The sequence below is a fragment of the Azomonas agilis genome (assembly GCF_007830255.1).
Taxonomy (GTDB): domain Bacteria; phylum Pseudomonadota; class Gammaproteobacteria; order Pseudomonadales; family Pseudomonadaceae; genus Azomonas; species Azomonas agilis.
Map to the genome: position 1 here is coordinate 14,911 of NZ_VLKG01000013.1, position 13,546 is coordinate 28,456.

Annotated in this window: 13 protein-coding genes and 3 tRNA genes; 6 read left to right on the forward strand and 10 right to left on the reverse strand. The window is 49.2% G+C overall.

Features of this window, described 5'->3' with window-relative positions:
- The first annotated feature begins 100 nt into the window (after positions 1-100).
- Entirely contained in the window at positions 101-1,231 is a 1,131-nt protein-coding gene (lptF, locus tag LX59_RS13740) for an LPS export ABC transporter permease LptF (RefSeq protein WP_144572830.1), read from the forward strand.
- Positions 1,224-2,291 (forward strand): LPS export ABC transporter permease LptG, encoded by a 1,068-nt coding sequence (gene lptG / locus LX59_RS13745; protein WP_144572833.1) that lies wholly within the window; start codon positions 1,224-1,226, stop codon positions 2,289-2,291. The genes lptF and lptG overlap by 8 nt, the downstream gene beginning before the upstream one ends.
- 13 nt (positions 2,292-2,304) lie before the next feature.
- Here lptG and LX59_RS13750 read toward each other — a convergent pair whose 3' ends face one another.
- Both LX59_RS13750 and LX59_RS13755 read right to left on the reverse strand, forming a co-directional pair.
- Positions 2,305-2,814, reverse strand: coding sequence for an RDD family protein (locus tag LX59_RS13750; RefSeq protein WP_144572836.1), 510 nt, complete (start codon positions 2,812-2,814; stop codon positions 2,305-2,307).
- A 90-nt stretch (positions 2,815-2,904) separates the two neighbouring features.
- Positions 2,905-3,117, reverse strand: coding sequence for a cold-shock protein (locus LX59_RS13755; RefSeq protein ID WP_144572839.1), 213 nt, complete (start codon positions 3,115-3,117; stop codon positions 2,905-2,907).
- A 485-nt stretch (positions 3,118-3,602) separates the two neighbouring features.
- Here LX59_RS13755 and LX59_RS13760 point away from each other — a divergent pair, with 485 nt between their 5' ends.
- The 3 genes from LX59_RS13760 to LX59_RS13770 all read left to right on the forward strand — a co-directional run bounded on the left by LX59_RS13760 (position 3,603) and on the right by LX59_RS13770 (position 4,794).
- Entirely contained in the window at positions 3,603-4,265 is a 663-nt protein-coding gene (locus LX59_RS13760; protein ID WP_144572842.1) for a Crp/Fnr family transcriptional regulator, read from the forward strand.
- A gap of 87 nt (positions 4,266-4,352) precedes the next feature.
- Complete coding sequence (cowN, locus tag LX59_RS13765; protein ID WP_246118769.1) at positions 4,353-4,655, forward strand: N(2)-fixation sustaining protein CowN; 303 nt, start codon at positions 4,353-4,355, stop codon at positions 4,653-4,655.
- Positions 4,656-4,717: 62 nt separating this feature from the next.
- A tRNA-Ile gene (locus LX59_RS13770) sits at positions 4,718-4,794 on the forward strand.
- Positions 4,795-4,967: 173 nt separating this feature from the next.
- Here LX59_RS13770 and cptA read toward each other — a convergent pair.
- The 7 genes from cptA to LX59_RS13805 all read right to left on the reverse strand — a co-directional run bounded on the left by cptA (position 4,968) and on the right by LX59_RS13805 (position 11,802).
- Positions 4,968-6,719: a phosphoethanolamine transferase CptA gene (gene cptA, locus LX59_RS13775; protein WP_425457501.1), complete on the reverse strand. Its 1,752-nt coding sequence runs from the start codon at positions 6,717-6,719 to the stop codon at positions 4,968-4,970.
- A 277-nt stretch (positions 6,720-6,996) separates the two neighbouring features.
- Positions 6,997-7,070 (reverse strand) — tRNA-Cys (locus LX59_RS13780).
- A 38-nt stretch (positions 7,071-7,108) separates the two neighbouring features.
- Positions 7,109-7,184: transfer RNA gene (locus LX59_RS13785), tRNA-Gly, on the reverse strand.
- A 63-nt stretch (positions 7,185-7,247) separates the two neighbouring features.
- Positions 7,248-7,802 carry a CDP-diacylglycerol--glycerol-3-phosphate 3-phosphatidyltransferase gene (pgsA, locus tag LX59_RS13790; protein ID WP_144572845.1) on the reverse strand — a complete coding sequence of 185 codons (555 nt, stop codon included), beginning with the start codon at positions 7,800-7,802 and terminating at the stop codon, positions 7,248-7,250.
- Positions 7,803-7,980: 178 nt separating this feature from the next.
- Positions 7,981-9,804 carry an excinuclease ABC subunit UvrC gene (uvrC, locus tag LX59_RS13795; protein ID WP_144572848.1) on the reverse strand — a complete coding sequence of 608 codons (1,824 nt, stop codon included), beginning with the start codon at positions 9,802-9,804 and terminating at the stop codon, positions 7,981-7,983.
- A complete protein-coding gene (uvrY, locus tag LX59_RS13800) occupies positions 9,804-10,448 on the reverse strand; it encodes a UvrY/SirA/GacA family response regulator transcription factor (protein ID WP_144572851.1) in 645 nt (214 codons plus the stop codon). The genes uvrC and uvrY overlap by 1 nt, the downstream gene beginning before the upstream one ends.
- Positions 10,449-10,722: 274 nt before the next feature.
- The gene (locus tag LX59_RS13805) at positions 10,723-11,802 is read right to left on the reverse strand and encodes a 3-deoxy-7-phosphoheptulonate synthase (RefSeq protein WP_144572854.1); all 1,080 of its coding nucleotides are present in this window, start codon (positions 11,800-11,802) and stop codon (positions 10,723-10,725) included.
- Between the two features lie 315 nt (positions 11,803-12,117).
- Between LX59_RS13805 and LX59_RS13810 the strand changes: the two genes are divergently transcribed.
- Complete coding sequence (locus LX59_RS13810; protein WP_144572857.1) at positions 12,118-12,546, forward strand: ArsC/Spx/MgsR family protein; 429 nt, start codon at positions 12,118-12,120, stop codon at positions 12,544-12,546.
- A 15-nt stretch (positions 12,547-12,561) separates the two neighbouring features.
- Here the strand turns inward: LX59_RS13810 and LX59_RS13815 are convergent, their stop codons facing one another.
- A complete protein-coding gene (locus LX59_RS13815) occupies positions 12,562-13,479 on the reverse strand; it encodes a LysR family transcriptional regulator (protein ID WP_144572860.1) in 918 nt (305 codons plus the stop codon).
- Positions 13,480-13,546 lie beyond the last annotated feature (67 nt).

Sequence of the window (13,546 nt, forward strand, 5' to 3'; positions counted from 1 at the left end):
ACAGGATAATGCGCTCAGTTGTTCAGTCGGTTAAGACCACTGGCGATGACCTGTAGTTTGAGCATAGCTACCTGAGCCTGACAACCCTGGAGCGGCTGGTTTGATTATCTTTCGTTACCTATTCCGCGAGCTTCTGATTACCCTCACTGCGGTGAGTGCCGTACTGCTGGTGATCGTCATGAGTGGTCGATTCATCAAATACTTGGCCCAAGCGGCACAGGGGATATTAGACCCTGGTGTTTTGTTGACCATCATGGGTTATCGACTACCCGGATTTTTACAGTTGGTGCTGCCTTTAGGCTTATTTCTTGGCATTTTGCTGACCTATGGACGCATGTATTTAGAAAGCGAAATGGCGGCTTTATCGGCATCAGGGATGAGCCAAGGTCGTTTACTCAAATACACCCTAGCACCGGCGGCCTTTGTTGCGCTCTTGGTGGCTTGGCTGAGCCTGATTTTGGTACCTTCAGGATTGGCAGAAGTCACTCGCATTATGAATGACCAAGACTCCTTAACCGAGTTTGATACCCTAGTTCCGGGGCGTTTCCAAAAGTTGCGGGATGGCAGTCGTGTGACCTACACCGCAGAGCTGTCGGAGGATCGCACTGAACTGGGCGGTGTTTTTATCTCCGAAACCGTGGTTTCCCGAACCGATGGGCATGAGCGCGGCCTATCCATTGTGGTCGCTGAGCGCGGCAGTCTGATGGTTCAAGAAGATGGCAGTCGTTATCTGGTTCTTGGCAATGGCTACCGCTACGATGGTCGTCCGGGGCAAGCTGATTACCGCGTTATTAAATACGATACCTATGGCGTGTTATTGGCGCGGCCTGCGGCCTCGGCTGAGTTGGGTAAGTTGGCTACAGTGCCGACCCGTGAGTTATACGCCAGTGACAATTTAGAGTATCAAGCCGAGTTTCATTGGCGTTTATCCTTGCCGTTGTTGGTGTTCGTAGTCACGATATTGGCTGTGCCGCTCTCCAAGGTAAACCCACGCCAAGGACGTTATTTGAAACTCCTGCCAGCCATTCTCCTATACATTGCTTACTTGGGGACATTAATTGCGGCGCGAGGCGCGTTAGAGCAAGGGCGTACCCCCCTGTATTTGGGACTTTGGTGGGTGCATCTTTTGTTTTTAGGAGTGGCGTTACTGGTGTTTTATTGGGAATCCTTCAGCCTGTGGATGGCTGCTTACCGCCGTCGTTGGGCGGGTCTGAGGACGCATCATGTCTAAGTTAGACCGGTACATTGGAACCAGCGTACTCTGGGCCATTTTAGCTGTATTGGGTGTATTGACTGGCTTGATCATGCTGTTTGCGTTGGTCGATGAAATGGGGGAAGTAGAAGGCACCTATGGCATTGTGGATGCGCTGCTGTACGTCCTATTAACCATGCCACGACGAATCTATGAAATCATCCCTATGGCTGCCATGATCGGTTGCTTGATTGGTTTGGGTTCATTAGCGAGCAGCAGCGAACTGACCGTGATGCGAGCAGCGGGTATTTCTTTAGCCCGCATTGTGTTTGCCGTTATGAAGCCGATGTTAGTACTGATGCTGACCGGTGTGCTGATTGGTGAATATGTAGCACCCGTCGCCGAGGATATGGCGCAGGCCGGGCGCTCCAAAGCTCAGGGTGGTGCTATTGCTCAGAGCAGTAAAAGTGGCCTATGGCACCGTCAGGGTAACGAGTTTATTCACATCAACTCGGTACAACCCAATGGTGTTCTGCTGGGGGTTACCCGTTATCAGTTTGATGAAACACGCCGTTTATTGTCTGCCAGCTTTGCCCAACAAGCTCAGTATCAAGACCAGACTGATCGCTGGTTATTAAAAGACATTGTGAGCACGCACTTTAAAGAGCAGCAGACTGAGTTAAGCAGCCTACCGGAGCAGCTTTGGGAGGTATCTTTAAGCCCGCATTTGCTAAGCGTAGTGGTCGTAGAGCCTGAGGCCTTATCCATCGAGGGGCTGTGGGATTACATTCATTACTTGACCGCGCAAAACCTCAATACTGACCGCTATTGGCTAGCCTTTTGGACAAAAACCTTACAGCCCATAGTAACGATGGCTTTAGTGCTGATGGCGATTTCCTTTATTTTTGGGCCGTTGCGTTCGGTAACCTTAGGGCAGCGTATTTTTACAGGCGTTGTTGTGGGCTTTGTGTTTTATATCGTTCAGGAACTATTAGGGCCAGCGAGCCAAGTCTTTGGGTTCTCTCCCTTAATTGCCGTGCTCGGGCCTGCTACAGGCTGTGCCATTGCGGGCTGTTGGTTGCTGCGAAAAGCGGGTTAGTAAATTTTGTGGCTTAGGCTTGTGGTCGGGTTTTATAGGCATCTTTAGGAAGTTGGACGATCTGACTTTCTGAGTAAATATCCGACCATGAGCGTTTAGACTGATTAAACATAATCCAAAGATAGCCTAGCCCCAGACAGGCTAGGGAGGGTATGGCCACTAAAAAGCGCAATAAGGCCTGCCATAAATCAATAGCTGTACCGTCTGCGTTTTGTACCCGTATTCTCCACACTTGCATGCCTAGGGTTTGTCCGTTTTTAGTCCAAAACAGAGCGAAAAATCCGAAGAGACTGCACAGTAAAAGACTGGATAGCAGAGGATCTTTATCTAGTGCGCCGCTTTCGGCTAGGTGCTGAAGCTGTACTCCACCATACCATAGGCGCAGACCGATCTGCTGGTAGGCCAAAGTAATGACCATGATCAGCGCAAGGCATAGTAGGGAGTCGTAAAACATTGCGGCCAACCGACGCATGAGCGAGGCTGGAGGGAAGGAGGCATGGGGAGTAAGCAGAGGCTTGGACATAAACTTTTAAGTCATCGAGAGCTGAGGACTTAAAAGTTTACAGCAACTAAAAGCCCCCGATCATTGATCAAGGGCTTTTGGAGCGGAGGCTTAGCCCAGAATCTGGACTTGATCGGCTTGCATGCCTTTTTGGCCTTGAACAGCCACGAAAGTGACTTTCTGACCTTCTTTCAGGCTTTTGAAACCATTGCCTTCGATTGCACGAAAGTGAACGAATAGATCAGGACCGCTTTCTGGGGTGATGAAGCCGTAGCCCTTCTCGTCGTTAAACCACTTAACAGTGCCGCTCTGACGATTCGACATATCTAATTACCTTGAAACTATGTTGAAAGACAGCCCACAGGTTAGGGCTGGGGACTGTTGCAGCAGGTAAGAGAAGTCGAGCGATGAAGCGGATCTGAAGATCTACCGCACCAGGTCACGATTCAACAGCGACCTATGCAAACAGTGAGGACACTCTACGCTAAGTTTGAAGGAAAAGCCAACCCCTTGGATAAGGTTCCAGGCACCAAATACAAAGTTTCATAAACCCAGTACATCTCGGTGCAATGTACTTGCCAATACAGATCGGGGCTTTGTAGTAACCTAGGGGCAAGACCGTAGGTAATATGGTTTTTATAACTTATAAGAGACAGCATAAAATATTGCTGAGTAGACCAAAAACGCGTTTTTGGAAAGTACAATACTGAATACCTTTATACAATTATTTTTTATCGCAGACGCGGTGGCTCTGTGCCGTTCCTCCCAGTCGAGTTATGCTCGGCCCAAAATCTTAAAATGCCTTGGTTATGATGCATAAACGTGGATCTGCTATTGATCACCTACAAGCTCTGGATCGAGCTGCACTGCTAGAGGGATTTCGGCAGCGTGCCCTAGTGGAAGGCGAACTGGTAGGTACACCAAATACTGAGCGGGACAGCGTATTCATTGTGCGTAGTGGCTGCATTCGGGTTTTTTTGGCTTTTGAAGATAAGGAATATACGCTTACCTTCTTAGAGGCAGGTGATATTTACAGCACCCACAGCACGGCTTATTTGCAGGCGGTCAAGCCGACTGAAATTCTGGTGGGCAGTACCGCTTTAATGCTGAGTAAACTCAGCGTGTTGCCTGGGGCAGTGCCTATTATTATTCGCGTGCTAGGTCAAACGCTGGAGCGTTCCATGCGTTTGATTGAGGATTTGGCATTTAGAGACGTAGAAGGGCGGCTGGCTCGTTTTTTATACGGTATGTTGAACCGTAAGGGGTTTAAGCAAAACGGTGTGTTGCGCTTAGAGCTGGACTTAAATACAGAAGATATTGCCCGTTTACTAGGCACGACGCGGCAAACTGTTTCTTCACTGATTAATCGTTTAGCGCGTGAGGGTATTTTGACTCGCATTAGGCCAGGCTGCTTCGACATACATCATCCGGATCTTTTGCAGCAGCGTAGCCAAAAAATGGTGACTAAGTAGGGTGTCATCTGGCTGACAGACAGTCTTAAGTACCTTTTCTACCATAAGCGTTATTCCCGATTGGGCTTGTTTGATTAGGAGGCGCTTGTGAATGATCCCAAAATCACTACCTACCGGCATATCAGCGGTGATAGCCCACTTCCTTATATTGATTGTGATCGGTGTATTCGCAAAATTTATGCGCGCATCCATCAGTACATCGGTCAATCGGCTGGTCGTTGTCCTATCTGTAATTATTTTGTGGACAAGATTGGGTCACGAGATGGCTCAGAGGAAGATGCTCGTTTGCTGATACATGCCCAAATTAATTTAGTGTTTGAGTTATTTGAGCGTAACGACGACGAAGAGTATTTAGAGTTATTACGCCGAGTCGAGGATGATTGCTGTTAAATGATCCCTGTTAAAGACTTGGCATCTGAGGGAAGAACTCTATATAATCCGCCGACTTCTGAGGGCCTGTAGCTCAGTCGGTTAGAGCAGAGGACTCATAATCCTTTGGTCCAGGGTTCGAGCCCCTGCGGGCCTACCATATAGCTCCTGCATCGCCTACTGTTGATTGAGTACTTTTGTATTACAATCCAGTGGACGTGCAGGGATCGCGCTTTCAGGGCTATTCTAAGCCAATTTCTTATACAGCTCTTTTCTAGCTTAGCGCTAATAATGAAGGGCTAAAAGCTTTCTCTTAGCTAAGTTTCCCAGTTATTAGTTGCGTGTTAGCTGGCTGCTTTGGTTGGGTTGTAGGTGTAGACGGGTAAACTCCATAAGACTGTTGGGTTTATAAGGGTCGCCAATTAAAACAGGGTAGGTTTTAAAGCTTGGGCTCACTAGGCTTTTGCTTAAATCCTGTTCATCAAAACGAAGTCCTGCTAAATCACTCAGGGTATGGATGAAGTTAGCACTGCTGTACAAGCGGTGCAGTTGATGGCGAAACTTCTGAGGATGATTCGCTTGCCATTGGGGTGAGCGCCAAAGAATAAAGGGAATAGTGTACATAGCCGCAGTGGGACTGGCTTCGTTTCGTCCTGGAATGCGGTCTTTAGGCTCATCGAACACGCTTTCTCCATGATCGGATAGATAGACTAAGAAGCCGTTAGGATCTGTGGCTGCAAAGTGCTTGATCAGGCTGGAGACGACATAGTCGTTAAAACGAACAGCGTTATCATATTGGTTGTAGAAGGCCAACTCCTCTGTTTCATCCACCCATTCCGGCACACCTTCACGACTGTTGGTCGCGAAATACTCTTCATTTTGCGGGTAACGGTAACGATATCCCATATGCGTACCTAAAAGGTGTACCACGATAAATTTACGCGGGGCGGGGTCGTTCAGCTTGTCAGCAAAGGGAGCTAATACCTCGTCATCGTATTGGCGGGCGTTTTGATTACGGTTGTGGTTGAGGTATACCTGCTCGTCGGCTTGTTCTGAGAATGCGGTCAGCATCGTATTGCGTTTGGTCATGGTTTGCTGATTGGTGATCCAGAAGGTTTTATAACCGGCCTGTTTCATCAAGTTCACTACCGAAGGTGTGGTCAGATACAGATCGGGGTTAAGAGGATCTGCAAAGGTCAAAACTTGCTCTAAGGCTTCAATGGTATAAGGGCGTGGGGTGATGACGTTGTCAAAAACATCCAACTGGCCGCGTAAGGCATCTAAGCCGGGTGTTGTTGGGCGATGGTATCCGTACAAGCTCATGCGTTCGCGGTTTGTGGATTCCCCAATAACCAAGACGATGGTAGAGGGTGCATTTGCTTGTATATCTTTAAGATTTTTTAGTGGTGGAATCGCGGCATTAGCCGTCAATAGCTGCTGCATGGCTTGGTTTTGTTGGTGGTATTTGGTGTAGCCAAAGAGCAGTTGCCAGGGCACGGCAGGCTCCATGCGATTCATCAAATGTCCTATTGTCCATTCGGGGGATTGGCTTTTTAAGTAGCCTGAAGCAACAGGATAGACAAATAAGCCCAACACTATGGTTAAGCTAAGGCCGATACGAACAGTGTTGGGTGCGTAAATAGGCCGTATACGCCGCCATAACAGCCAGCCTGCAAGAGAGTAAGCCAGAAAGACGCAGGGTATCCACCATGCAAAATACTGATCGAGGTATTCGGCGCTTTCTGTTGCGTTAGATTCAAACAGAATAAAGATAACGCTTTGGGAAAACTCTTGGCCGTAAATGCAAAAATAGCCCAATCCCACAAGGGAGGTGGCCCATAGAACAAGGCCAATACCCCCCGATAATATTCGCGTGTAACGTGGAAAAAATAGCAGCGGGATGACCCACAGTAGGCTCATCAAAGAGGCTTGTCTAAATCCTTTAAAACCCGCTGAATCCGTGAGTTGGATGAGCAGATGTGTAAAACTGCTGAGGTACCAAAAAAACAGGCAAGCCCATCCCAAAGATCCCCAATCCATTTTAGTGGCGGGTTTTTGAGGAAAGAGGGGTGCAGAGATAGCCATAATAAACTGCTCTTCTAAGCGACTTATGGCTCTAGCCTGAAGAGCTGGGGGTGAAAAATCTGTTAAGCGGATGTCAAAGGAAGTGCAGTCTTGAACTTTAATAAATAGTTCATCTTGTATGCTTTGGTTTCAAAAACTTTTTGAATATACACATAGGCATACAAGCCGAGCAATGTTATATGGAGGCATACGGGAGTGTATAAAAGCAAAAAACCCGCATTAGGCGGGCTTTCTCTGAAGATATCCAAGCATGTGGAGGCATGTAGATACTTCGATATGGAGGCCGAGGTCGGAATCGAACCGGCGTACACGGATTTGCAATCCGCTGCATGACCACTCTGCCACCCGGCCTAAGCAATGCTGCTTTACAGCAAATATTGCAAATAAATTGGAGCGGGAAACGAGACTCGAACTCGCGACCCCGACCTTGGCAAGGTCGTGCTCTACCAACTGAGCTATTCCCGCATCGGTGACGGGCGCCATTATATAGATTAAGGGCATACCGTCAAGCTATTGATCAAAAAAGTTTTATTTGTTGCTGGCCATTAAGTGGGGCATGGCAGCAATCAGGTAACGAATCATCGACCAGAGTGTTAAGGCGGCGGCGATAATTAAAAGGATGTACCCAATACCTACCCAAAAACTAAAGACAGGGGGGTTAGCCAGTAGAATAATAAGTGCCGCCATTTGAGCTGCTGTTTTCCATTTACCTAATTGGGAAACCGCTACATGAGCGCGTGCCCCCAGCTCAGCCATCCACTCGCGTAGGGCTGATACAACGATTTCTCGTCCGATAATGATGGCCGCCGGGAGGGTAAGCCACAGGTTGGCATGTTCAGCAACCAGCAATACTAAGGCTACCGCTACGATGAGTTTGTCAGCTACGGGGTCTAAGAAGGCTCCAAAAGCTGTCGTTTGTTGCCAGCGGCGGGCTAGGTAGCCATCAAGCCAATCGGTAATGGAAGCAATACTAAAGACAGCGCTGGCCGCCAAGTAATTCCATTGTATGGGAAGGTAAAACAGCAGCACAAACAGAGGAATCAGTAGTACACGCAACAGGGTCAGGATATTAGGTATGTTCATTGATGTTGCACGAGGTAAACCCCGTATCCAAAGGAGCGGGGAGGGATAGCGCGGCGATGTTGAGTCGCCCCTGTCTCGTGTCCTCTTTAGTTAAGGCTATCTGTACTTACAGAATGTCCTGATGGTGACGCTTCCATTCTGTTGGGCCGGTGGTGATCGGTGTGCAGCGCGTGGAATTTTATTCATGATGCAGGCTGTTATAAATAGATTCAGCAAGCCTCTGACTGATACCGGGCACTCGGATAATCTCCTCAATGCTGGCATTTTTTAGGGCCTGAAGGCCACCAAAATATCGCAACAGTTCGCGCCGCCGATTAGGACCAACCCCTCGAATACTCTCTAGTGTAGAGGTTCGACGGGCTTTATTTAGCCGCGTTCTATTGCCCGTTATGGCAAAGCGATGAGCTTCGTCTCGAACCTGTTGGATTAAATGCAGGGCTGGTGACTGAGGGGCTAAGTTTAAAGCTTGGTCTGGCGTATTTAGGTACAGGCTTTCTAAACCAGCTTTTCGAGTATGGCCTTTGGCGACAGCCAACAACGGCATATTCAAGCCAAGTTCAGCAAGAGTACGGCGTGCTCGCTGTAATTGGCCCGCTCCACCATCAATCAATAACACATCAGGGTGTTTATTGGCTTGTGCATCGGATGAGGTAAAACGCTTCCGCAAAGCATGTTCTAAAGCTGCATAGTCGTCGCCTGTAGATATTTGATGAATGTTGTAGCAGCGGTAATCCGATTTGATGGAGCCCTCTGGGCCAAAGGCAACGCAGGAAGCGACAGTGGCCTCTCCCTGTGCGTGGCTGACATCAAAGCATTCCAGACGTTGAATGGCTTGATTAAAGCCTAAGGCGTTTTGTAAGGCTTCTAGGCGCTGGGCGATCTGTTGTCGATCCTGAGTGCGGTGACTTAGTGCTAGCTCAGCATTTTGCTGTGCTGTATGCAGCCAACGGAGTCGAATACCTCGGTGTGGGTAGTTAATGGAGACTTTGCGGCCTTTTAAGCTACTGAGTGCTTGGATCAGCGGCTCGAATCCTTCGTGGGTATGGCTAACAATCAATTGTTCAGGAATATTGGATTCTGTAGTCCCCAGATAATGCTGTTCCAGAAAGGCCAGCAAGACCTCAGGAGCTTCAGTTTCTAAGGCTAAATGGGGGAAAAAGTGCTGATCGCCAAGCACCCGTCCATTGCGTACGCTCATTAAGCCGATCACGGTCTGTGCGCCTTGCACTACCGCAACAATTACATCCAGATTCTCCTGCTTACTTTCCATGTCTTGTTGACTTTGGATATTACGCAGCTGGGCAATCTGGTCTCGTAATTGAGCTGCGCCTTCAAAATCCAGCACAGCAGCACGTTCTTCCATGCGGGTGGCCAATTCAGCGGTTAGGGTATTGCTGCGACCCTCTAAAAAAAGAGTGCAGCAACGAATATCCTCGGCGTATTCCTGTGGGTCTATGGGGTAAACACAGGGAGCTTTGCAGCGTTGAATTTGGTGTTGCAAGCAGGGTCGGCTGCGGTTGCTGAATTGGCTATCTTCACATAGGCGTACTAGAAAGGTTTTTTGCAGCAGATTTAAGGTATCCCGAACCGCGCCACTACTGGGATAAGGCCCGAAATAACGCCCTGCTTTTGGGTTTTTCGCCCCTCGATGTAGGCTGAGGCGTGGGTAAGGGCCGTGGGACACCAGAATGTAGGGATAGGACTTATCGTCCCTGAGCAGAATGTTGTAGGGCGGGAGCCATTCCTTAATCAGATTCTGCTCCAGAATGAGGGCTTCTGTTTCATTCTGAGTGATGCTTAGCTCAATCTGCGCAATGCGACTGACGAGCGCCGCCGTTTTGGGGGCTAATCCTGAGCTGCGGAAATAGCTGGATAAACGTTTTTTCAGGTTTTTAGCCTTGCCAACGTAGAGCAGTTGCCCCTGTGCATCCAGCATCCGATAAACACCGGGGCGTTGGGAGCAATGGCTTAAAAACTGTGTTGCATCAAACAGGTTGAGCATTAGTGCAGATTATCCACCATGCCATGCCGAACGGCTAACAATGCTAATTTTACGTCGCTATCGACATCCAGCTTTTCAAAAATACGGTGTCTGTAGGTAGTAATGGTTTTAGGCGACAGACATAGCTGATCAGAAATACTTTGAGGTTTTTGACCGTTCGCCAGCATGAGCGCTACCTGTATTTCCCGCTCTGAGAGCAGATCAAAGGGGGATTGGCTCTTCTGAGGCTGAATGGCTTGACGGGCCAATTGTTGCGCAATGGGTGGGCTGATGTAATCCTTGCCTGCAAATACATCCTGAATAGCCTGCACCATTTCTTTCAGGTCTGCCCCTTTGGTGAGATAGCCCGAAGCGCCCGCTTGCATTAAGCGGGTTGGAAAGGGAGCTTCGTCGTAGGCGGTTACTGCAATGACTTTCACATCGGGGTGGGTGCGCAGTAGACGGCGCGTTGCCTCAAGGCCATCCATGCCCGGCATACGAATATCCATCAGCACCACGTCCGGTTTTAACAGACGCACTTGGGCAATGGCTCCTTCCCCTGAGTTAGCCTGCCCTATGACTTCAATACCCTTGATATCTGCCAACATCTTGACGATACCCGTGCGTACCAGATCGTGGTCGTCAACCACTAGAACCTTAATCAAAACAGGACACCTCTTTGTTATAGGGGTACAGAACGTATTAGAGGGCCATCCTTATCCAAGATCCCAGCGGTTGCCGAAAACGGCTGGGGTCTTCCAGTATATTTTAGTGTTGCTGCATTTTTATATGAGGTTTTACTTTATTGAAAGCAGCCGATTGACACTCTATCGATGTGTAAACTATCTCTTTAAGCATAGCCTATTTGACATTTATGAACGAAGTATAGAACGAGTAGCGGTGTTCTGGGTTTAATAAGAACACCGCGACAAACGGCTGTTAGCTGGGCTGACGACGGTTGGGCAGTGCATCTTTGAGCTTGTGATGCATGGTCAAAATAGCCTGTTCTGTGGTTTCCCAGTCAATGCAGGCATCGGTGATGGAGACACCGTACTTAAGTTGGCTAAGATCGGCACACAGTGGCTGATTGCCCCAACCGATATGGCTTTCAACCATAAGGCCGATGATGGAGCGGTTACCCTCTAGGATTTGGTGGGTCACATTTTCTAGGACTAGGGTTTGTAGTGCCGGATCTTTGTTGGAATTGGCGTGGCTGCAATCGATCATGATGTTGGGCTGGATTTTAGCCTTGGTCAATTCCTGTTCACACAGGGCAACGCTGACAGAATCATAGTTAGGCTTGCCATTTCCGCCGCGCAAGACCACATGACCGTAAGGATTACCCTTAGTGGTGACGATGGAAACCGATCCCGATTGGTTGATGCCCAAAAAGCGGTGTGGACGAGAAACCGACTGTAGGGCATTGATGGCTACCGTTAAGCTGCCATCGGTTCCGTTTTTAAAGCCGACAGTTGAAGACAGACCTGAAGCCATCTCCCGATGGGTTTGGGATTCGGTGGTACGTGCGCCGATGGCTGCCCAGCTAATCAGATCCTGAAGGTACTGCGGAGAAATGGGGTCTAGGGCTTCGGTCGCGGCTGGCAGGCCCATTTCAGCCAGCTCCAACAAAAGCTTGCGGCCGATGTGCAGACCGTCCTGAATTTTGAACGAGTCATCCATATAGGGGTCGTTAATTAGGCCTTTCCAACCCACGGTGGTACGGGGTTTTTCAAAATATACCCGCATGATCAGGTACAGGGTGTCTTCTACTTGGCGAGATAGCTGCAATAGGCGCTGAGCGTAATCATGGGCAGCGTTGAGGTCATGGATAGAGCAAGGGCCAAGCACCACAAACAGGCGGTGGTCTTTAGCATCCAGAATGTCTCGCACCACTTGGCGGGCATGGGATACGGTGGCCTGAGCCTTAGGTGTTAACGGTAGCGCCTGTTTCAGAGCTTCAGGTGTGATCAGGGGTTCGTTGGAGGAAATGTTGATATCGTCAATCGGTAGGTCAGCCATCATATTACTCATTAGATTGTAGATCGCCCAGATTGAGCCAGTCCTAAGACCTAGTCTCTGGGATGAACCACGACTCCAGTCTGGGTTGCTGCCTTGAACACTATTGCTTAGGAGGCCGCTCGTTACAGGTTAAGTTTGAATGACTTTACCATGATCAAACTTAGGGGCGCAGTTGCTGTAGGGGGTTTTTGCAATCAACTTTCGTTGTGCGTCGCTAAAATCCGAGCTTTAGGTAATGTCTTGGAGCTCTGGCTGGATGGATTAAGATTGAGATAGGCTTAGGTCGTTTTGGGTTTCCTTGAGAGTAAAAACACCATGAGTGGACAAAAAAGCGTCGTTTTTTATGAAAAGCCAGGTTGTGCCGGTAATCGCCGTCAAAAGGATTTATTGCAAGAGCACGGTATTGCTTTAGAAGTGCGAGACTTGCTGAAAACTCCTTGGACTAAAGAGCGCCTTAATGCTTTTTTTGCAGATTTAGAGCCTTCTGCCATTGTGAATACGGCCTCGCCTAAAATTAAATCTGGCGAAATTGATCCTGTGGCTTTGGGTCGGGAGGCTTTGATTGAGCGGATGCTGCAAGAGCCTTTGCTGATCAAGCGTCCCTTGATTGAGGTAGGGGATACCAAAGTCTGCGGCTTTAATATTCCACGTTTGAATCAGCTTTTGGATGTAGAGATGCCAGTACCAGAGCACATCAATGCCTGTACCTCTACGGATAAGTGCAGCGGTTCACATAAGCACTAATCTTGGAGTTAATGATTAGCGCGCTATTTCTGGGACACCGCAAAACATCTGGATGCGCGATCTAAGCCAGCGCTCGGCGGGGTCGTTATCTTGAGCGCCTCGCCATACCATATGCAGCTCGAAGCTGGGTGTTTCAAGGGGAAGGGGTTCACTGCGCAGCCCACCCACAGCCGTTAGGACGGCTGCGGTGTAGTCGGGGACGCTGGCCACTAAATCCGTACCGGCTAGCAAAGCTCCAAGCCCGTTAAATTGCGGCACGGCTAGCACGACGCGCCGCTGTCGGCCGAGTTTAGCCAGTTCACCATCAATAAATCCGCTCAGGTCTCCAGCAAAGGACACCAAGGCGTGGGGACGCTTGCAATATTCATCCAAGGCCAAGGGGCCGGGTATGGCATCGGCGCGCAATAGGCGTGGATGAGTACGGCGTAAGACTTTGCGCTTAGCGTTGGCGGGCAGCTCCTCGGTATAGCTCACTCCCACAGATATTTCTCCAGAGGCCAATAATTGTGGCATCAGCAGATAATTAGTGCGGCGTACTACTAATTGAATCCCCGGTGCCTCGGTGCGTAGGCGGCGCAGTAGTGGCGGCAGTAAAGCGAATTCCACATCATCGGATAGGCCAATGCGAAACACGGCCTTGCTGGTGGCTGGGTGAAAGTCGGCTGCCCGGCTCACGGCGGTGGATATGGAGTCTAAGGCTGGAGAGAGTAGGGTGAAGATTTCTTGTGCGCGGGTAGTAGGCTCCATAGTACGCCCGGTGCGCACAAATAAAGGATCATCAAACAGGGTACGCAAACGAGACAGCGCCGCACTGATGGCCGGTTGCCCTAAAAATAGTTTTTCGGCAGCCCGAGTTACACTGCGTTCATGCATCAGTGTTTCAAACACAATCAATAGGTTTAGATCAAGGCGGCGCAGATCGTTGCGGTTCATGGAATTGTTCACTCAGGGCTTATCAAAGTGCCCTTGTCAGAGCTGTGCGTCAAGCACTAACAAGCTG